Genomic DNA, 19,976 nt, shown 5'->3' on the forward strand with positions numbered 1-19,976 from the left:
GGGAAGGTGTGAACCGGTTCATGACTCATCTTGCAGATCAAATCATCCTACTGCTGGCGGCTTTGCTGCTGATCGCCGTGCTCTCCACCAAATTCTCCACCCGTTTTGGTATGCCTGCTCTGGTCCTGTTTATTGCAGCCGGCATGGTGCTCAGCCATTTTATTTATTTCAACAATGCTTCACTCACGCAGATTGCCGGCATTTTTGCCCTGGTGGTGATTCTGTTTGAGGGCGGCATGCAGACGAGCATGAAGGATATTCGCCCGATTTTGAAGCCGGCATTGTCGCTGGCTACACTCGGAGTATTGCTGACTACGGTGATCGTTGGTATTTTTGCCAAATTCGTACTCGGTGTACCCTGGGCGGAGAGCTTCCTGTTCGGGGCCATTGTCGGCTCCACAGATGCAGCGGCGGTATTCTCCGTGCTGGGCGGCAAAAATATCGACAAACGGCTAACCTCGACGCTTGAAGCCGAATCCGGCAGTAATGATCCGATGGCTGTATTCCTTACCGTGTCGCTGATTGAATGGGTGCAGCACCCGGATACTGCAGTCTGGAGCCTGGTGCTGTCGTTCTTCTGGGAGATGGGGGTAGGGCTGCTGATCGGTATCATCATTGGCAAGCTGGCAGTGTATCTGATTAACCGGATTAATCTGGATTCCACCGGGCTGTATCCGGTCATGGCGGTCGGCTTCGCAGTTCTGACTTACGGGGTCTCGGCCATGGTACACAGCAGCGGGCTGCTTGCCGTCTATGTTATGGGCCTGGTGCTGGGGAATTCCGAGCTGATGTACCACCGCACCATTATGAACTTCAATCATGGCTTCGCCTGGATGATGCAGATTGCCATGTTCATTCTGCTCGGGATGCTGGTCTTCCCGCAGGAGCTGGCGGCTGTGGCCTGGCAAGGGCTGCTGCTGTCTGTCATCCTGATGGCCCTAGCAAGACCGCTTGGCGTATTCCTCAGCCTGCTTGTGTCGCGGTTCTCTTTCCGTGAAAAGCTACTGATCTCCTGGGCCGGGCTCCGGGGAGCCGTCCCGATTGTCCTGGCGACCTACCCGCTGCTCGCGGGGCTGCCGCATGGCAGGCTATTCTTCAATGTCGTATTCTTCGTGGTCCTGACCTCGGCAGTGATTCAGGGAACCACCATTTCGCCTCTGGCCTCGCGGCTGAGGCTGGTGGGCCGGGAGCCTGCGTCCCAGCCCTCCTTGATGGAGCTGGTCGCGCTCGGGAAGACCGATTCCGAATTCAATCATATCGGAATTGAGCGGCAGATGCCGATTGCGGGCATGCAGATTGCAGAGATCGGCCTGCCGGACGATATTCTGTTCACGGCCATTATACGGAACAAGACCATTGTGACGCCGCATGGCAGCACGGTTATTGAACCTGGAGATACGGTATATGTGCTTAGTCCCAAAAGCAAGCGGGAGGAGATGCGCGCCATCTTCCGCAGCGGCTTGGGACGGGCGGCAGAGAAGGATATCCCTACGGTATAAGGGACATCCTACGGGAGGGATGTAAGCTTCTCTTCCGGTTCAGGTGATTTATGTCAATCCATGTGCTTTTGCAGAATTGTGATTCAAATTATAGGATAGGCTCCCGGAAGAATGCTAGAATGTGCAATACATCAAGGCTGCAGGACAATAGATTGCAATACGGAAAAAAGTATGTTAAATTGTATATAGATTTAGAACGAGTCTAAATATAATATGTTGTAAAATACACACTCCGGGAGGTTTTTTGAATGAGTACACAAGTTAATAGCCACACTGCACTGCATGCTGTCCTGAACCGTCAGACCGCGAACTGGACGTTGCTGGGAGTGAAGCTGCATCACTACCACTGGTATGTCAGCGGAACTCAATTCTTCACGCTGCATGAGAAATTCGAAGAGCTGTACAACGAAGCTGCGGGTTATGTGGATGAGCTGGCTGAACGGCTGCTCGCCATCGGCGGACGCCCTGCTTCCACCATGGCTGAGTACCTGAAGCTCTCCAGCCTGAAGGAAGCCGCGGGCGGTGAGAGCGCGAAGGAAATGGTGGCACAGCTGGTTCAAGACTTCGCTGCCGTAGCTGAAGAGCTGAAGCAGGGCATTACTAGCGCAGAGGAGGTCAGCGACCAGCCTACCGCCGATCTGCTGATCGGAATCCGGACAAGTGTAGAGAAGACAGCCTGGATGCTGAACGCTTACCTGGAAATATAAGAACGTATAGGTTTCACGCTATACGTTATCCTTCTATTTCTCGCTGAAACGGTACCGTCCTTTTAAAGGACGGCAATGCCGTTTCCACTTGCGTAATTCCGCACAGGACATATAGAAGAGCGCCCGCGTTACACATGCGGGCGCTCTTTGCTTAAAATATAAGAATTTATATGTTTCACACGATAACTTATCCTTCTATTTCTCGCTGAAACGGTACCGTCCTTTAAAAAGACGGCAATGCCGTTTCCACTTACTTAATAAATACACCGCCGAAGGGCAGTGCCTCCCGCAGGAATCGCTTGATTATGCCATCTTCATTATTGTCGCGCTCGAAGCGTCTGCTCTGGCGTCCGGCCTGGAACAGCACAGGCCCGTGGCCGGTCATCTTCCAGTGATAGCTCATATGCTGGCTGGCGAGATGGTTGCCGTAGACCGTCAGCTCCAGCTTGGCGTTCTCAGGATAAGCGATAATGCTCCCGGCATCGACATACAGCGGATCAAAGGGATGCAGCTCCGCTTCGCAGACCGTGCCCTCTGTCAGAATGCCGATGCTGCCGCGGCCGGAGAATTTGACCTTGACGATATCACGGGTAATCAGCATATTCTTCATGCTCAGGACTCTCGTCTGCATCGTGACTCCCTTGCTGTAGAAGAAGAGATGCCTGAAGTCGTAGAGCAGATCGCTTTTGCTGTCGAGCTGGATGGTCTTGACCCGGTAGCCGGGCGGCAGCGCGGCTGTGAACCGGCAAGGGCCGGTCAGATCCGCCCGGATCAGCTTGCGCTTGCGGTACATGCCCTTCACATCCATGAACCGGTCGGCACGTCCTGCCGAAGGGCCCTGGTAAGCAATAATCTGCTGCGGGTGCAGCACATGGACCTCCTCGTTCTCCTGAATAGTAAAAGCAACCGCCTGTCCGCTGCCGCTGTCGCCTTCATCCTGAATGTCAATATTCATTCTTCATTCATCCTCCTTAACGCAGCCGGTCACTTCTTCTGGAGCGGTGGCGCATTGTGAAGCGCAGCACCCGGATCAGCAGGAAGTAGCCGAGAAGAAGAGCAATCCCGGAGATGACCGTCACCTTGATCCGGTTGAAATAATTCTCTCTCGCTGTCCGGTCGTTCTTCAGCTCGTCCACGACCTGGCTGAGCTGACGGTTCTGCTCCTGCAGGGCGGCATTCTGGGACTGATACGTCTGCATTTGCTGCAGGCTGTCCGTCAGCTGGTCCTTGGCTTCACCGAGATCCTCCTTCGTCTGCTGAAGCTCTTCTGCAGTCTTCTGGTAACTCTCCTGCAGCTTGGTGACTTCTCCGGGAAGCTCCGAGAAGCTCTGTATTCCATTGTATATATCATTCAGATAATTGGCCTTGGCCTCGGGGGCAGGCCAAGTGAGAGTAAGGCCAAGCAGAAGCAGGGAAGAACCCAGCAGCTTCAGCATCACTCCTGTTACCCGTCTTTTCATCAACTGATCACCACCTGTTAGAGCTATTGTCTTCCTATTTTATCATAGCTGCTTGCCGTTTGAACAACCTGGAAGGCTGTAGGCATAATTACCCTTCAGGTCCATAGAGAGAACCATACAGAGAACCATACAGAGAACCATACAGAGAACCATACAGGTAATACAGCGTTAAGCCAGAGATGGTTCCCGCGATATTGAGTGTCGCTGCAAATTAACGTATACTGTGAACGGAAAGGGGCTGTATTCAATGAATAAATGGCTCAAAACACTGTTGTTCCTGGCGGGCTCCGCCCTGTTAACCCGGTTTATTCCGTTCTCCTCCTTATTCCGTAATCTGGATACCATGTTCCATGAATTCGGCCACGCGCTGATGACTCTGCTGCTCTCCGGCAATGTGCTGCGCATTGAGCTGTATTCTGATCACAGCGGTGTGACCTATTCGGCGATTGCTGCCGGAGGCAAGGCGATCCTGGTGTCGCTGGCGGGTTATCCTCTGGCTTCACTGTTTGCGTTGCTGCTCTTCTATTTCTATAGTAGAGATAAGCGGGAATGGGGGCTGGTTCTGGCCAGCATGGTTGCGCTAATTATGCTTGTGCTCTATGTGAGGGGTGGCTTCGGGATGATCTGGCTGAGCGGCTTCATTCTGCTGAATGCTGCGATGCTGTTCCTCTGGCCGAAGGTCAGCAAGGTGTACTACCTGTTTCTTGCGTTCCTGACCCTGGAGGAGTCCGTAATGGGGACCTTATTCCTGGTCTATGCTTCCGTTGTGACACCTTCCCGGGCAGGGGATGCAGCAAATCTGTCCAGATTAACCATTTTACCGGCCCCTGTGTGGTCACTCCTGTTCTTCCTCTTCGCATTGCTGTGTGCAACCTGGGCCCTTGGGCTGTTCTTCCGGCATGAGAAGGCGGGCAGACGGGTTAGATTGATGTAATGCGTAAAACTTTGTTCGTCATATTTTGACAAAAGGATAGACTTTCGTAAAGAGGCAATCCCCTTTAGGGGGAGGTTGGCTCTTTTTTTGTCGATATTATAGGACCGAACATACATTCCATGACAAGGAGTTGTCCGCCAATATTGGTACATTAATAGAAGACCCAAATTAAGAAAGAGGTGGAAATATGCAAGCAAGTATTCAGACGTTGTTTACATGGAGCCAGGAGCGTATTCTGGCGGGCGGTGCCAAGAAAGTAGTGCTGCTGGTGGAGTGGAAAGGAGTGTCGCAAGGCGAAGATTTCCGCAAGAAGAGCCGCAAGGTGGTAGCCAGGGATATTGAGCTGCGTGTCTGGCTCGAAAGTCATGTCAAGGTAACAGGATGTTACGGGTGTAGTGCAGAAGAAGGAGAGGGGAGATCACTGCTCCTGAAGCTTGGCAAAATCCATTCCGGGCAGCGCAGGTACATCGCCCTGGAATTCATCATGGCGGGTATGCCTGCAGGCATACATGAAGCCCTCTGGCTGCAATGGCAATACAAGCAGCCTACGGTGGAGCGTATCCGCGAGCTGCCGCTCAAGAAGCTGGGAATCGAATATTCCCATCGTACCGACCTGCTGGGGGCACATTCCTGCTTCCATGTGGAGAAGCATCTGGCACTGCTGCAGACAGAGGCGCTAATCGCGGAAGCCCAGGAGGCCCGGATGAAGAACAAGCCGGAAGTGCCCTCGGAGATTCTTCACAGGCAGGCCGATCAACTACTCCTGATGGCTGCCCGCTCCGGGGATATGCAGCTGCTCAGAGAAGCGGAATCACTGTATAAAAGACTGGAGGCAGAGAATCTGCCGCTCAGCAGGACAGGAATGAGATAATTGCAGGGAAGCTGCGTAGATAGAATAGGAATTACCCATACATAGGGCTCAAATATAGTATCACACCCGGCGGAGCAGATAAAGAAAGGCGTAATATCTAAATGTGGTAACATAGTAAAATAGTTCTATTATATTTTCTTATCTCGGTTATTACATCCTTGGTTATAGATATATATAACTAGTTTATTTAAAAATAATGGGTCTATTTTACCATAAGTCAAGGAGAACTGAATATGACAGACCGATTGATCCGGCTGATGCGCATCATTACGCTAGTTCAAGCCAAACCGGGAATTCTGGCCCGTGAGCTGGCGGAACGATGCGGCAACAGCGAGAGAACGATTTATCGGGATATGGATGCGCTCAGTGCCATGCATATCCCCATTACTCATATGGGACACGGCAAGGGGTATGCTTTTATCGGAAATTTCGCGCTGTACCCCTTGGATTGGTCAGAAGAGGAAGAAGAGGCTTTTTCACAGTTGCGCAGTATTATGGCGGAGATCAAACCTTTGCTGCCCCCGGGCTTTGAAGATGCATACGAGAAAGTGATGGCGGCAGATTATAAGCAAAAGGCAGAAAGGGAAGAAACAATGGAGCGTACGAAAAAGGAAGCCGGACCAAACTGGACGGAAAATAGCAGATCTCAGGGAGACCAGCCCCTCTTTCTGACCGACATTCTGGATGCCGTGATGAAGCAGAGAAGCATACAGGCCGACTATAGTGAGAATGCCTACGAAGAAAAAGGTATCCGGATTGATCCCTATTGCCTGGTCCCGCTAGAGAATCGTTTTCACCTGATTGGTTTCTGTCACCGTTTCGGAATTATCCGTACCTTTCATATTAACGGCTTCTCCAGTGTGAATCAGTTGGACAGGTGGTTCTCCAAAGATCAGTTCGATCTGCAGTCCTTCATGGAGCAGAAGTGGTCCCTGGAGCAGGACAGCCTGCAGGTTGAATTCAGAGTCAAATTCTCGCAGCGGATGATGGAACGGCTGAAGCAGGAGGAAATGTTTGTGAAGCCGAGCAGAGTGGACCGCCAGAACCGCAGCCTGCACTTCAAGGTCGCTGTGGAGCAGGACATCGGCTTCGTCCATTGGATTATGAAATACAAGGAAGAGGCTGAGATTATGGAGCCGCTGTACTACCGGGATGTGCTGAAGCATCAACTGGAGAAGTGGCTGTCGCTGTACAAATAACGATAAGTATATTTTCCCCGGATTTTTATGCTCTGATATATTCATATAAAATTCATAGGGTTAGTTATATGCACAAATTCCCCTTGCCTAGATAGGATATCCATAGTAATGTTATACATTAAATAACAGTAATATGTATCTAATGTTAATTATATCACTTAGTATGTTAGGTATTGGTTAATATATCTAACTTTTTTAAATAATTTTTCCTAACTAGTCATTTGACCTTCGTTCAATTTTTAACAGAAAAGAGGGAGAGACTTGATCCAGCCGATTCTGAGCATTGAAAACCTGCATACTCACTTTTTAACGGGCCGCGGTGAGGTTCCTGCAGTGGATGGTGTCGATCTCTACATTAACCCGGGCGAGGTTCTGGGCGTGGTGGGGGAATCGGGCTGCGGCAAGAGCGTTACTTCCCTATCTATTCTGAAGCTTGTCCCAAGCCCCTCAGGGAGAATTGTAGACGGACGCATCCTGCTGAAGGGCCGCGATATTGTCCCGCTGAAGGAGAAGGATATGCGCAAGATCCGGGGAGATTCGGTCTCCATGATCTTTCAGGAGCCGATGACCTCGCTGAATCCCTTATTCACAGTTGGCCAGCAGATTATGGAGACGATACGCCTGCACCGCGGCCTCTCCAGGAAGGAGGCGCGGGAGCATGCTGTCGGTATGCTGCGCAAGGTTGGAATTCCCCGGCCGGAAGCGATCATCGACGAGTACCCGCATCAGCTCTCGGGAGGCATGCGCCAGCGTGTCATGATTGCCATGTCGATCTCCTGCAGCCCGGAGCTGCTGATTGCCGATGAGCCGACAACCGCGCTGGATGTAACGATTCAGGCCCAGATTCTGGAGCTGATCCGCCAGTTGAATGAGGAGCAAGGCACTGCTGTCATGCTGATTACCCATGATCTTGGCGTAGTGGCTGAGATGTGCCACCGTGTGGCTGTGATGTATGCCGGCAAGGTGGTGGAGGAAGGCAGTGTTCGAGATATTTTCAAAAATCCGCTGCATCCGTATACGAGAGGACTGATTGCCTCCGTCCCCCGGATGGATGAAGCGAAGGAACGTCTCTACTCCATTCCGGGTAATGTGCCGGTTCTCAGCACAGATATGCAGGGCTGCCGGTTCGCACCGCGCTGCCCGGAGGTCATGGAGCTCTGCATGCAGAGCCTTCCGGCGCTGACAAGGCAAGAGGAACAGCACAGCTGCAGATGCTGGCTGCATGACAGTCCACAGGAGGATGCGGTATGAGTGAGAGCCTGCTTGAGGTCAAGGGACTCCGGAAGTATTATCCGCTGAACAAGGGCTTCTTCAGCCGGGACCGCGGCAGTGTGAAGGCTGTGGATGATATCTCCTTCGTTGTAAGCAAGGGCGAGACCTTCGGTCTGGTAGGAGAGAGCGGCTGCGGCAAATCGACCACCGGCCGCGCGCTGCTCCGGCTGATTGAGCCCACAGCGGGTGAGATCTGGTTCGAAGGGCAGGAGCTTACGAAGCTGTCTGCGGAAGAGATGCGGAAGCAGCGCCGGGAGATGCAGATCGTCTTCCAGGACCCGTTCTCCTCTCTGGACCCGCGTCATACTGTGCAGCGTATTCTCGAAGAGCCGATGATTGTACACGCCACCGGCAATGCCAGGCAGCGTAAGGCAGAGGTGGAGCGGCTGGCGGATGTGGTCGGATTGTCCAGGGCGCATCTGCAGCGTTACCCTCACCAGTTCTCGGGCGGACAACGTCAGCGGATTGGCATTGCCAGAGCGCTGGCACTCCATCCGAAGCTGATTATCGCGGATGAGCCTGTCTCTGCGCTGGATGTATCGATCCAGTCCCAGGTCATTAACCTCATGCAGGATTTGCAGCGGGAATTGGGCTTAACTTACATATTTATCGCCCATGATCTTAGTGTGGTGAAGCATATCTGCGACCGGGTAGCAGTAATGTACCTGGGGCGGATTGTCGAAATTACGGACAAGCATACGCTCTATGCCCGGCCGCAGCATCCTTATACGCAGGCCCTGCTCTCTGCGGTTCCTGAACCTGATCCCGATATCCGCAAGGAGCGGATCATTCTGCAGGGGGAGGTACCGAGTCCGGCCAATGCGCCAGCCGGATGTGCATTTAACACGCGTTGTCCGCGCGTGATGGAGCGGTGCCGGGTGATCAGACCTCCGCTGCTCGAGACAGAAGCCGGACACTTCACAGCCTGTCATCTCTATGATGGAGAAGCCAATACACCGCTTGCCTGATCCGCATGCATCTTAGAGCCATATACAGAAGAACCTTGGTTTATAGCTGTGCTACCTGCACCGCTCTATATAAACACTTTGATATTTCAATGAAAGAAGGGAGCTTTCTGGAGATGAAGAAATGGGGTAATCTCGCATTGGTACTGATGCTTGGCGCGGGGCTCGCGCTCAGCGGCTGCGGCGGAGGGAACAACACAGGCAACGCAGGCAACACAGGAAATACCGGAGGGAATACGGCGGCAACGAACGCTCCGGCAAGCCTACCTGAGACATCCGGGACAGCACAGGATACCCTGATTCTGGGGCGCGGGGGCGACTCGGCTTCCCTTGACCCGGCGATTGTGACGGACGGGGAGTCGCTGAAGATTGCCCATCAGGTCTTCGATTCGCTGCTCGAATATAAGCCGGGCACCTCCGAAGTCCAGGCTTCCCTTGCCGACAGCTGGGAAGTAACGCCGGATGGGCTGAGCTACACCTTCAAGCTGCATCCCGGCGTGAAGTTTCATGACGGAACCGATTTCAACGCCGAGGCCGTTGTGTTCAACTTCCAGCGCTGGAGTGATTCGGCCAGTGAATACAAATTCGAAGGCGATTCTTTCGACTACTATGACTCCATGTTCGGCCCGGACGGGTCGCGGGTGATCAAGGAAGTGAAGGCGGTGGACGAGTCGACGGTTCAATTTGTACTGAACCAGCCGCAGGCGCCGTTCCTGCAGAATATCGCCATGACCACCTTCGGAATTGCCAGTCCTGCTGGGATCAAGGAGAAGAAGGAGAATTTCAAGAATGAGCCGGTAGGGACGGGCCCGTTCGTGTTCAAGGAGTGGAAGCGCAACGATTCCATCACGCTGGATAAGAATACTGCCTACTGGAAGGAAGGGCTTCCCAAGCTGAACAAAGTCATCGTGCGCTCGATCCCGGACAACTCGGCCCGCTTCACGGCGCTGCAAAACGGGGAAATCGACCTGATGGAAGACCTGAGCCCGGACGACTTGTCCACGCTGGAGAATAGCAGCGCTCTGACCAAGATTGAGCGTCCGCCGTTCAATGTGGCGTACCTCGGCTTCAACTTCAAGAAGAAGCCGTTTGACAATGTGAAGGTCAGACAGGCACTCAGCCATGCGGTCAACAAGCAGGAGATTATCGATGCATTCTTCGCCGGCCAGGCTCAGGCTGCGGTCAATCCTATGCCGCCTTCCCTGTGGGGCTATAACGACAGCGTGAAGGATTATGAGTATGATCTGGACAAAGCCAAAGCATTGCTGGCCGAAGCGGGTTATCCTGACGGATTGCCTGACCCGGTGACCCTGTACGCGATGCCTGTATCCCGTCCTTATATGCCTGACGGCAAGAAGGTAGCCGAAGCGATTCAAGCAGAGTGGGAGAAGATCGGGGTCAAGACTGTGATTGAGTCCCCGGAATGGGCCACTTATCTCGATGACACCAAGACCGGGGAGAAGGACGATATCTTCATGCTCGGCTGGACCGGCGACAACGGTGACCCTGACAACTTCCTGTACACCCTGCTGGACAAGGATGCTATTCCCGGCAATAACCGTGCCTTTTATGTGAATGAAGAATTGCATACGCTCCTGACCGGCGCCCAGAAGGAGATAGACCAGGGCAAGCGCACCGAGCTGTACAAGCAGGCTCAGGAGATGATCAAAGCCGATGCGCCATGGATTCCGCTGGTTCATACCACACCGCTGCTGGCCGGTAAGGCCAATCTGAAGGGCTTTGTTCCCGGACCGACAGGGACAGAATATTACAGTGAGATTTATTTTGAATAAATACACCTTTGGAAGGTGAACGGAATTGAACTCTTACCTCATAAAACGTGTGATGGTGCTGTTCCCGGTGCTGATCGGCATGACCCTGATCGTCTTCTCGATCATCCATGCCATTCCGGGTGATCCGGCCGAGACCATTCTCGGCCAGAAGGCGACGGAGCAATCCAAGCAGGCGCTGCGTAACCAGCTTGGCCTCGACAAGCCCTGGCTGCAGCAATATTTTAACTACATGGGTGATTTGGTGCAGGGGGACCTGGGGACTTCGATCCGTACCAAAACGCCGATTGCCAAGGAAATCGTACCGTATCTGGCCGCTACGCTGGAGCTGACGGCTGCCAGTATGCTGTTCGCAACCTTCGTCGGAGTGAACGCCGGTATCCTCAGCGCCTGGAGGCAGAATTCCTGGTTCGACTATACGGCTATGATCATCGCGCTCATTGGGGTATCGATGCCGATATTCTGGCTGGGGCTGATGGAGCAGCTGCTCTTCGCGCTGAAGCTCCATTGGCTGCCATCCATCGGCAGGATGGACCAGCGCAATCCGGTGGAGACGATAACCAACCTGTACGTGCTGGATACAATTCTGGCCGGGCGGTGGGACCAGCTGTGGACGGTCATTAAGCATCTCATTCTGCCGAGTATTGCGCTTGGCACGATTCCGATGGCGATCATTGCCCGGATGACCCGCTCCAGTATGCTGGAGGTGATGAATTCCGATTATATCCGTACAGCCAAGGCTAAGGGTATGTCGCAGTTCCTCGTGGTCTATAAGCATGCGCTGAAGAATGCACTCATTCCGGTGCTGACGGTAATCGGCCTGCAGACGGGGGCGCTGCTCGGAGGGGCGGTGCTGACCGAGACGATTTTCGCCTGGCCCGGGGTAGGGCGTTATATCTTTGAAGCGATCAGCTCGCGGGATTATCCGGTGATTCAGACGGGGATTCTGATTATCGCTTTTATCTTTGTGGTCATCAATCTGCTGGTGGATCTGCTGTATGCCGCTATTGATCCGCGCATCAATTACAAGTGAGGGGGAGCAGCTATGGGACAGGCAGCACTACAGGCTCCACCTCCTGAGGCTCCGGCGGATCAAGCCTCCGGCCCCTGGCGCGATGCGTGGAAGGCCTTCCGCAAGAACAAGACGGCCATGGCCGGGCTTGGCATTATCCTGTTCTTTGTACTGATTGCGCTGCTCGCGCCATGGATCGCTCCGTATGATTTCAAGGCCCAGCAATTAGTGAACCGCCTGAAGCCGCCGTCGGCGGAGCATTGGTTCGGTACGGATGATCTGGGGCGGGATCTGTTCACCCGGGTGATCTACGGGGCACGGATTTCACTCTGGGTAGGATTTTTCTCCGTAATCGGCTCGATCATTGTTGGCACCGCACTGGGCATACTCGCCGGATACTATGGCAAATGGATGGATATGATGATCTCCCGTCTGTTTGACATTTTGCTGGCTTTTCCGAGTATTCTGCTGGCCATCGCTATTGTAGCTATTCTTGGGCCTTCCTTGCAGAATGCGCTCTACGCGATTGCCATCGTCAACATTCCGACTTATGGGCGGCTGGTCCGGGCCAAGGTGCTGAGCCTGAAGTCCGAGGAGTACATTACGGCGGCCAGGGCGATCGGGATGAAAAACGGGCGGATTCTGTTCAGCCATATTCTGCCGAACAGCCTGACGCCGATCATTGTCCAAGGCACCCTTGGCATCGCTACAGCCATCATTGAAGCCGCGGCCCTGGGCTTCCTTGGACTCGGCGCCCAGCCGCCGGACCCGGAGTGGGGCAAGATGCTCTCCGATTCCCGGCAGTTTATCCAGAAGGCCCCCTGGACCGTAGTCTTCCCGGGCCTGTCCATCATGCTGACCGTCCTCGGCTTCAACCTGATGGGCGACGGCCTGCGCGATGTGCTGGACCCGCGGATGAAGAATTGAAATTAAGATCTTATCAAGAGCTGTCCCAAGCCATATCAATGGCTGTTGGGATAGCTCTTTATTTTGAGGGAGATTATTTAATGAAATGTTATTATGAAGGAAGGCACGAGCATATCCCACCCGTTAGGGTGAGTTTGTTCTGTTTGAATAGGAGATTCGTTTCTCAGCGTTCCATGAACAGTAGTCGCAACTTTTCCCGAAAATAACTTTGTGAATTTTCGAACAATATCCAAAACACTTCGTAATGTAGGTTGAAAGGGCGGCGGAGAACAGATGATGACCGACAAACAGCTCGTTGAAGGATGCAAGTCCGGTCAACATGAGCATCTTGAGCTTCTCATTGTCAGGTATAGGGATGATTTATACCGGTTCTGCCGCCATCTTACCTTGAACCGGCAGGATGCGGAGGATTTGTTCCAGGAGGTATGGGTACGTGTGCTCCGCAAGCTGGAGAAGTATGATGTAGAGCGTCCCTTTAAGTCTTGGCTGTTCCAGGTGGCGTTCAATATGTACCGTGACCACTACCGGAAGTGGAAAAGTGTGTATGCCCTTTGGACCTGGTTGTCCTCGGATTCGGAGCATATTCATATTAGAGATCCGGCTCCATTGGCAGAAGAGGAGCTGCTGCGGCATGAGGAGCACCGGTTCCTGGAGGAATGCCTGCGGAGTCTGCCCAAACGTTACCTTGCCCCTCTCATGCTGTATTACTATGAGGAGTTCAGCTATGAGGGCATTGCGGAGGTGCTGGGAGTTCCCCTCGGAACCGTCAAATCCCGGTTGAATCATGGCAAGAAGCTGCTGCACAAGTTAATGAAGGAGATGAACTAAATGAAGGAGCCCAGAGACGAAGACCGGCTGCTGACGGAATATTTCAAGCTGCCTGTTACGCCATCTCCAGAGCTTGTCTCTAATACGATCCAGCGGATACAAGGGCGCAGGACAATGGGCGCGATTTCCATTTTAGTGGCTCTGCAATGGCTGGTATTCATGGTGCTGGGACTGTATTTCCTGGCCGGTCCGGCTGCTTTGCAGTGGAAGATCAGCATGGGGCTGCTGTTCATTCTGTCTCCAATGGTTGCCGGAACGTTACTATTGTACCGTACTATGGGAAGCGGAGGAGGATCTTATGAAAGTTCACTTCACCGTTGAGAAGTTTGTTTTTGGGGGGATGACGGCAATCGTTCTGGCCAGCTGCATTGCGCTGGGATACAGCATAAGTCCGTATATGGGCGATTATGTGGAGGAGAATCTGACCTGGCTTATTGTGATGAGTCTGCTGGCCCTGCTGTTCTTGAGCCTCAATGTGCTAATTGCAGTATTCATTTACAAGGATGCCTCGCGGCGCCGGATGAATGCCTGGCTGTGGATGACTGCGGTCATCTATATTCCGAACTTCATCGGTTTGATCCTGTATCTCCTCGCGAGGAAGCAGCACCACATTCACGCTGCATCTGATGTAGCCAATCAAGGTATCCGTTGTCCGCACTGCGGCCATCTAATCTATACAGAGGAGTGTTAAGCATATGAACAAGAAATGGATGACACTGGGGATCTTAATCATCATGGCATCGGTGCTGCTGACTTCCTGCGATAAGAAAATAATGTACGTCGGGTCCAGCACGAAGAGCAAAATAAGCGGCTCCTACAAGTTTTTTACGGGTACAGAGGAGAAGAAACTGAGTATGAAAAGCGGCGAAACGATCAGTATCGATTATAAATCCAAGGTGGAAGAGGGCCAGCTGTCCATGAAGTTATACGGACCGGATAATCAGGTGCTTACTGAACTGGGAACCAATGAAACCGGTACTGAGAAGGTGAAAGCCGATAAAGACGGGAAATACCGGATTGAAATCAAGGGTGAAGAAACCAAAGGAAGCTTCAAGGTTGCTTTCAAGGTCGAATAACTGGAACTGGTGAAAAGATGATTACGAATACCCCTAGAACAGGCCTCTTCCCTATATATAGGCGGGGGCTTTTTGCTGTGTGGACGAGGGAAATCCCTGATTTTAATACTAATTATAACTAAACATACACAAACATAATCAAATATATTGTATAATTCGATTTAACTTGCTAGAATATGTTCAAAATATACGAAATAGCGATTGGGAGGAATGGGAAATGCTGAAGAAGTGGTTAATGGGATTACTGGTATTCATGATGATGGCGGGGGTAACGGCCGGCTCAACAGGGGAGGTTGAGGCGGCAGCCAAAAAGACGGAGATTATTGTCTCCGCAGCGGCGAGCCTTCAGGATAGTCTGGACAAGATCGCGGTGCAGTACGAGAAGCAGCATCCTGAGATTAAGCTGGTGTTCAATTACGGCGCCTCCGGTACGCTGCAGAAGCAGATTGAGCAGGGGGCCCCGGCGGATTTGTTCTTCTCGGCAGGCGACAAGCAGATGAACGCGCTGGTGGACAAAGGGTTGATCGCTGACCACATGCCGCTGCTGAAGAATCAGTTGGTCGTCGTGGTTCCTTCCGATTCGAACACGAAGCTTACAACCATTACTGACCTTACTGCTCCAGCCTTCAAAAAAGTAGCCGTAGGCCAGCCGGAATCGGTTCCGGCCGGACAATACGCCCAGCAGTCCTTGACCGCGAAGAAGGTATGGGATACGCTGCAAAGTAAGCTGGTCTTCGCCAAGGATGTCCGTCAGGTGCTGTCTTATGTGGAGACAGGGAATGCAGATGCAGGGTTCGTCTACAAGACAGACGCGTTAACCTCGAAGAAGGTGAAGATTGCCCTGACGGTAGGCGGCCATGTACACAAGGCAATTAACTATCCGGTGGGTATTGTCACAGATTCGTCGCATCAGGTGGAGGCCAAAGCCTTCTACAGCTATGTGCAGACTGCTTCTGCAAGCTCGGTCTTTACCGGCTACGGCTTTCAATTAGCGAAATAAGTAACTTCTATTAGATAGGGTGAAAAGAGATGGAGATCAATTGGACCGATTTTTTCGCCCCGGTCTGGCTGTCCATCAAGATTGCGGTATTAACCAGTGTGATCGTATTCCTGCTGGCCACGCTGGCTGCCCGGAAGATGGCGGGACGCCGGTTCTTCGGACACAGCCTGGTCGAAACGGTCCTGCTGCTGCCGTTGGTGCTGCCGCCGACTGTGGTCGGCTTCGTCTTGCTGGTCTTCCTCGGGCGGCGCAGCTGGATTGGCAGGCTGTATGAACAGTTCACAGAGCACACGATCCTGTTCACCTGGGGGGCAGCGGTAATTGCCGCAGTCGTGGTGGCTTTTCCGCTGGTATACCGCACGGTCAAGGCAGGCTTCGAGGGGGTAGAGAAGGACCTTGAGGATGCTGCGCGTGCGCAGGGAGCCAGCGAGCTTCAGGTGCTGCGCTATGTCACTCTCCCGCTGGCCAGCCGTTCGCTGGCTGCCGGATATGTCCTCGGCTTCGCCCGCGGGCTGGGTGAATTCGGAGCGACGATTATGGTGGCGGGCAATATCCCGGGACGTACCCAGACCGTGCCTACCGCGATCTATGTAGCGGTGGACGGAGGCAATATGACGCTTGCCTGGATGTGGGTCGGCTCAATCATTGTGATTTCCATGCTTATGCTGATGTTCGTGAACCGCCGTTCCTGATGGATGATTACAGGTTAACAAGAGCAACCCCCGTCCTCACCGGATTTCCGGTGAAGGCGGGGGTTGTTTACGGTAAACCGGACACAATTGGCTTGAGCGGACGGCACACGTACCCAATGTAATCGAAAAACCGACCACAATTGGCTGAAGAGTATCCATGTTGCCCTCACGGTTTAGTTCCTGAATTTATGTGTTTTGTGTCCCCTGCCGGCGGTAATCCGAGGGGGAGACGCCGGTCTCCTTCTTGAAAATCCGGTTGAAGGACCGGTAATTCTCGAAGCCGATGGATTCGGAGATTTCGAAGGTCTTGTGGTCGGTGGTGAGCAGCAGCAGCTTGGCCTGTTCGATCCGCAGGCGGGTCAGATATTGGACAAAGCTCTCGCCGACGGCCTTTTTGAACATGGAGCTGAAGTAAGGCACGCTGTAATTGATCGAAGCCGCCAGCTCCTCCAGCTTGTAGGGATAGCTGAGATCTTCACGCATCTGTTGAATGATACGCGTGATGGAGGCATCGATCTTCCGGCCGCCCTCCTGAAGCTGCTGAAGCTTGCGGAAATAATCGCAGGTGATCTCATGTACGGAGTTGAACGTCTGGCAGAGCTCGATTTGTACACGCAGCTCCGCTTCGAGGTCCGCTCCGCCTTCCGCCCCAATTACGTTATGGCTCATATCCAGGAAGACTCTCAGGTACAGGGACTTGATCTGCTCCGGGTCCCAGGCTTGCTCCATGGCCTGACGGTGCAGGGATTGGCGCTCCTGTTCCAGAGCGGCTGTGCTGAGATGCGGCTCCAGCAGCGCTTTCTTCAGCACCTTGCTCCAAAAACGGCTCTGCGGCTCGGGAATCCGCTGGAAGCTGGAGAGCTGCCCCCACTCCCCGATGCCGATAAGCTCATTGCAGCGGTAAAAGAACGGATACGGCGCTGAAGCCAGCCGCTTCAGCGCCTCCGGCTGCTCCTCCAGCCCCTGTTCGAAGCTGCACAGCAGGGCGATGCAGCTCATCCGCAGATTCGCGGCCAGAGACTCCAGCACCTGCTCCAGGAAGCGGGGTCTCTCCGTCTTCATGCTGTCGGTATACAGGGCCAGGAATCGCCCTTTGTCGAGGGCGATAACCTTATGCGGGCCTATGCTGCCGAGCAGCTCCTTCAGCACGTTGACCCCGGCGAATTGCCACAGCTTCAGCTCCTCCAGCTGGTCGATCGGGAAGCGCAGGGAGTTGCGGTCCAGCTCCAAGAGCAGGGTCATGAAGCCCTGGCCGTGAAGCGGAAGCTGCGAGTCTGCAAGACTGCGCAGCCATTTGGCTTCAGCCGCCGGGCTGCGAAGCATGTCCAGGAACAGGCTCTGCTCGATCTCCACTTCGCTCAGGCGGACCTGCTGCTCCAGCTGCAGATAATTGTCCCTCGTCTCGCCGCGTGAATCCGCCAGGACCGCCAGCTCCTCCATCGTCCGGGTCAACAGGCCCGGATCGGAGAGGCAGTCATCCTTAATCAGATAGGAGGCTGCCTTCAGATGAATGGCCTGCTGGGCATAATGGAAGTCCTGATGGCAGGTCAGGATAATGATCTGCGGCGCACGGACCCCGCTCCGTTCAATCTCGCGCAGCATTTCCAGCCCGTTCATGCCAGGCATCGTGATGTCGGTAACAATCAGCTCCGGCTTATGCTTCAGGAACAGCTCCAGTCCGTCCCGGCCATCTTCGGCTTCGCCGACAAGGGTGAACAGGTCAGCGCGCTCCTCAATGAAATGCCGGAAGACGGTTCTTGCCGGAATCTCGTCCTCCACAAGGACAACTCTATAGTGATTCATGATGCTCCTCCTTAATCAGAACGTTCCCGGACGGCAGCAGCATGCGGATGGTCAAGCCTTCGCCCGGAGCGCTTGTGAGCAGGATCTGTGTCTCCGCTCCGAACAGCAGCTTCATGCGCATCCATACATTCTGCAGTCCGATGTTCTCGGCAGACTCTTCCTGCTGGAGATGGAGCTGCAGCTTCCTCAGCTCGCTCTCTTCCAGACCGATCCCGTCGTCCCCGACTTGTACAATAATATGGCTCCCGCCGGGACTTCTGTATACACGCACACGGATATGCCCTTCCGGTGCCTTGCGCGGGAGAATGCCGTGGAATACGGAGTTCTCAATCAGCGGCTGCAGACCCAGCTTCGGAATCATCATGCCCCGCAGCGGCTCCTCAATGTCAGCCTCCAGGTGAATCTGGCATTTGTAGCGCATATTCAGCAGCCCGACATAATCCGCCAGATAATCAAGCTCCTGCTGGAGCTGCACCGTCTGCTCGAAATTCTCCATCGAATACCGCAGCAGGGCCACCAGCCGTCCCATCAGGGAGTTGATCTTCTCATAATCCTTCATCATGGCGAACATACGGATCGTATTGAGGGTATTGTACATGAAATGGGGGTTGATCTGCGACTGCAGCGCCCGAATCTCCAGCTTGCGCTTCAGATCCTCCGAATCATGCAGGTCTGCCAGCAGATCCTGAATGCGGACAGCCATGGTATTGAGCATCCGGCCCAGATCCCCAATCTCATTACTCGCGAAATGAGTAACACGGGCTTCGAAATCCCCTTTTTTCAGAGCATCGACCTGCCGCTTCACAGCTTGCAGAGGCCGGTAGAGCTGATATCCGAAGCCGATCACACAGAGCGCCCCCAGACAGACCAGTATCAGCAGAAAATAAGTGACCGTCCGGCGGATAATCTCGGCGCTGGCCGTCAGCTCCTTGGACGGAATCTCCGAGAGTACGATCCACTTATCATAGGTGGAGGTCTGTTTGACAGAGACTATTGAGGAGCCTGCCGCGAACTGATCTGGGCGCTTCAGCTCCTTCCAGCGCTTCAGAATCTCATGCACCCGCTGCGTATCCTCCTGCTTCTCCAGCTTGCTGGTCGTGGCAATGGTCAGGCCGTCTTCTGTCAGCAGGGAGATGGAGCCCTCGCTCCCCAGCTGAATATTCTCAATCTGCTGCTGGTATTGGCTATTGTTCATGGAGATCAGCAGCACGCCCTTCAGGTCCTTGTATAAGTCGAAGGGAACGCGTGAGATATAATAGGTGGACGAATGAAGGATAGCCAGCTCAGGCAGCGAGTGCTTGTCCAGAAAAAGATTCGGCCGTCCCGAAGCCAGGTAGGCTTCAATCAGCGGCCGGTACGGGGACTCCTCCAGCATGGCCGGGGCTTCCGTGGAGGAGAGGACTTCTCCGGTGACAGCGGAATAGACCTGCAGTCCCTCCACATTCCCGATAATAGCGGAGGCGCCGCTGAGCACGGAGATCAGATCCTTTTTGCGGACCACCTCTTCAAAATATTGGGCCGAAGGCGAGACCAGCGCACTTTGAATGGACGAGATCCGCGAGTATTGCTCGCTGAGCTCCCGCAGCCGGGTCATGGTTAATTCGATCCGGTCCACGACCTGATTGACGAGTTGGGCGTTCAGGCGGTTCACTTGCTGTTCCACTGTCGTACTGGATACGCTTACAGAGATGAATGACAGCACAATCAGCGGAACCACCGAGATGGCGAACATGACCACAATCATCTTGATATAGAAGCTCCGCCGCAAAAAGCTGAAAAAGGGTGAATTCATAGAGTCACATCCGTTAAAGGTTTTGGACTTCGGATACCGGGCAGGCTATCCTATACAGATTATAGTACATTGGAGAACAGGGAGATACCTGCGGCCCGGCAAATCTTAAAAATGGTGACACTTTGGCTGGAATCCGGCATGTTCTTAAG

The 19,976-nt window shown here is 53.5% G+C and carries 20 protein-coding genes; 16 read left to right on the forward strand and 4 right to left on the reverse strand.

What is annotated here, in order from left to right:
• Positions 1-20: 20 nt before the first annotated feature.
• Entirely contained in the window at positions 21-1,499 is a 1,479-nt protein-coding gene (locus NYE24_RS25540; protein WP_076157076.1) for a potassium/proton antiporter, read from the forward strand.
• Between the two features lie 248 nt (positions 1,500-1,747).
• The gene (locus NYE24_RS25545; protein ID WP_076157080.1) at positions 1,748-2,206 is read left to right on the forward strand and encodes a Dps family protein; all 459 of its coding nucleotides are present in this window, start codon (positions 1,748-1,750) and stop codon (positions 2,204-2,206) included.
• 250 nt (positions 2,207-2,456) lie between these two features.
• Here the strand turns inward: NYE24_RS25545 and NYE24_RS25550 are convergent, their stop codons facing one another.
• Both NYE24_RS25550 and NYE24_RS25555 read right to left on the reverse strand, forming a co-directional pair.
• A complete protein-coding gene (locus tag NYE24_RS25550; RefSeq protein ID WP_036693630.1) occupies positions 2,457-3,161 on the reverse strand; it encodes an AIM24 family protein in 705 nt (234 codons plus the stop codon).
• Between the two features lie 16 nt (positions 3,162-3,177).
• Complete coding sequence (locus NYE24_RS25555) at positions 3,178-3,669, reverse strand: hypothetical protein (RefSeq protein WP_143804286.1); 492 nt, start codon at positions 3,667-3,669, stop codon at positions 3,178-3,180.
• Positions 3,670-3,913: 244 nt separating this feature from the next.
• On the opposite strand from NYE24_RS25555, the gene NYE24_RS25560 reads away from it, so the two are divergent.
• From NYE24_RS25560 to modB, 14 genes are all read left to right on the forward strand, one after another.
• Positions 3,914-4,600 (forward strand): M50 family metallopeptidase, encoded by a 687-nt coding sequence (locus NYE24_RS25560; protein ID WP_036693633.1) that lies wholly within the window; start codon positions 3,914-3,916, stop codon positions 4,598-4,600.
• A gap of 187 nt (positions 4,601-4,787) precedes the next feature.
• Positions 4,788-5,471: a hypothetical protein gene (locus NYE24_RS25565; protein WP_036693634.1), complete on the forward strand. Its 684-nt coding sequence runs from the start codon at positions 4,788-4,790 to the stop codon at positions 5,469-5,471.
• A gap of 233 nt (positions 5,472-5,704) precedes the next feature.
• Positions 5,705-6,670 carry a WYL domain-containing protein gene (locus NYE24_RS25570; protein WP_036693636.1) on the forward strand — a complete coding sequence of 322 codons (966 nt, stop codon included), beginning with the start codon at positions 5,705-5,707 and terminating at the stop codon, positions 6,668-6,670.
• A gap of 261 nt (positions 6,671-6,931) precedes the next feature.
• Positions 6,932-7,921 carry an ABC transporter ATP-binding protein gene (locus NYE24_RS25575; protein ID WP_342476984.1) on the forward strand — a complete coding sequence of 330 codons (990 nt, stop codon included), beginning with the start codon at positions 6,932-6,934 and terminating at the stop codon, positions 7,919-7,921.
• Entirely contained in the window at positions 7,918-8,910 is a 993-nt protein-coding gene (locus NYE24_RS25580) for a dipeptide ABC transporter ATP-binding protein (RefSeq protein WP_342476985.1), read from the forward strand. Before NYE24_RS25575 ends, NYE24_RS25580 begins: the two co-directional genes overlap by 4 nt.
• 113 nt (positions 8,911-9,023) lie before the next feature.
• Positions 9,024-10,700 (forward strand): ABC transporter substrate-binding protein, encoded by a 1,677-nt coding sequence (locus NYE24_RS25585; protein WP_342476986.1) that lies wholly within the window; start codon positions 9,024-9,026, stop codon positions 10,698-10,700.
• Positions 10,701-10,725: 25 nt separating this feature from the next.
• On the forward strand, positions 10,726-11,730 hold the full coding sequence (locus tag NYE24_RS25590) for an ABC transporter permease (RefSeq protein ID WP_342476987.1): 1,005 nt from the start codon (positions 10,726-10,728) through the stop codon (positions 11,728-11,730).
• A gap of 12 nt (positions 11,731-11,742) precedes the next feature.
• Positions 11,743-12,636 (forward strand): nickel transporter permease, encoded by an 894-nt coding sequence (nikC, locus tag NYE24_RS25595; RefSeq protein WP_036693642.1) that lies wholly within the window; start codon positions 11,743-11,745, stop codon positions 12,634-12,636.
• 273 nt (positions 12,637-12,909) lie between these two features.
• Positions 12,910-13,464 carry an RNA polymerase sigma factor gene (locus NYE24_RS25600; protein ID WP_083677904.1) on the forward strand — a complete coding sequence of 185 codons (555 nt, stop codon included), beginning with the start codon at positions 12,910-12,912 and terminating at the stop codon, positions 13,462-13,464.
• Positions 13,465-13,785 (forward strand): hypothetical protein, encoded by a 321-nt coding sequence (locus NYE24_RS25605; protein ID WP_036693644.1) that lies wholly within the window; start codon positions 13,465-13,467, stop codon positions 13,783-13,785.
• Positions 13,763-14,155 carry a PLDc N-terminal domain-containing protein gene (locus NYE24_RS25610; RefSeq protein ID WP_036693646.1) on the forward strand — a complete coding sequence of 131 codons (393 nt, stop codon included), beginning with the start codon at positions 13,763-13,765 and terminating at the stop codon, positions 14,153-14,155. Before NYE24_RS25605 ends, NYE24_RS25610 begins: the two co-directional genes overlap by 23 nt.
• A 4-nt stretch (positions 14,156-14,159) precedes the next feature.
• A complete protein-coding gene (locus NYE24_RS25615; protein ID WP_341028948.1) occupies positions 14,160-14,540 on the forward strand; it encodes a hypothetical protein in 381 nt (126 codons plus the stop codon).
• 217 nt (positions 14,541-14,757) lie between these two features.
• The gene (modA, locus tag NYE24_RS25620) at positions 14,758-15,540 is read left to right on the forward strand and encodes a molybdate ABC transporter substrate-binding protein (RefSeq protein ID WP_341028950.1); all 783 of its coding nucleotides are present in this window, start codon (positions 14,758-14,760) and stop codon (positions 15,538-15,540) included.
• 29 nt (positions 15,541-15,569) lie between these two features.
• Positions 15,570-16,232: a molybdate ABC transporter permease subunit gene (gene modB, locus NYE24_RS25625; protein WP_036693651.1), complete on the forward strand. Its 663-nt coding sequence runs from the start codon at positions 15,570-15,572 to the stop codon at positions 16,230-16,232.
• 186 nt (positions 16,233-16,418) lie between these two features.
• On the opposite strand, the gene NYE24_RS25630 is transcribed toward modB, so the two are convergent.
• Positions 16,419-18,035, reverse strand: coding sequence for a helix-turn-helix domain-containing protein (locus NYE24_RS25630; protein ID WP_342476988.1), 1,617 nt, complete (start codon positions 18,033-18,035; stop codon positions 16,419-16,421).
• On the reverse strand, positions 18,022-19,827 hold the full coding sequence (locus NYE24_RS25635) for a histidine kinase (protein WP_342476989.1): 1,806 nt from the start codon (positions 19,825-19,827) through the stop codon (positions 18,022-18,024). Before NYE24_RS25635 ends, NYE24_RS25630 begins: the two co-directional genes overlap by 14 nt.
• Between the last annotated feature and the right edge of the window lie 149 nt (positions 19,828-19,976).

The organism is Paenibacillus sp. FSL H7-0350, assembly GCF_038593195.1.
Taxonomy (GTDB): Bacteria; Bacillota; Bacilli; order Paenibacillales; family Paenibacillaceae; genus Paenibacillus_AQ.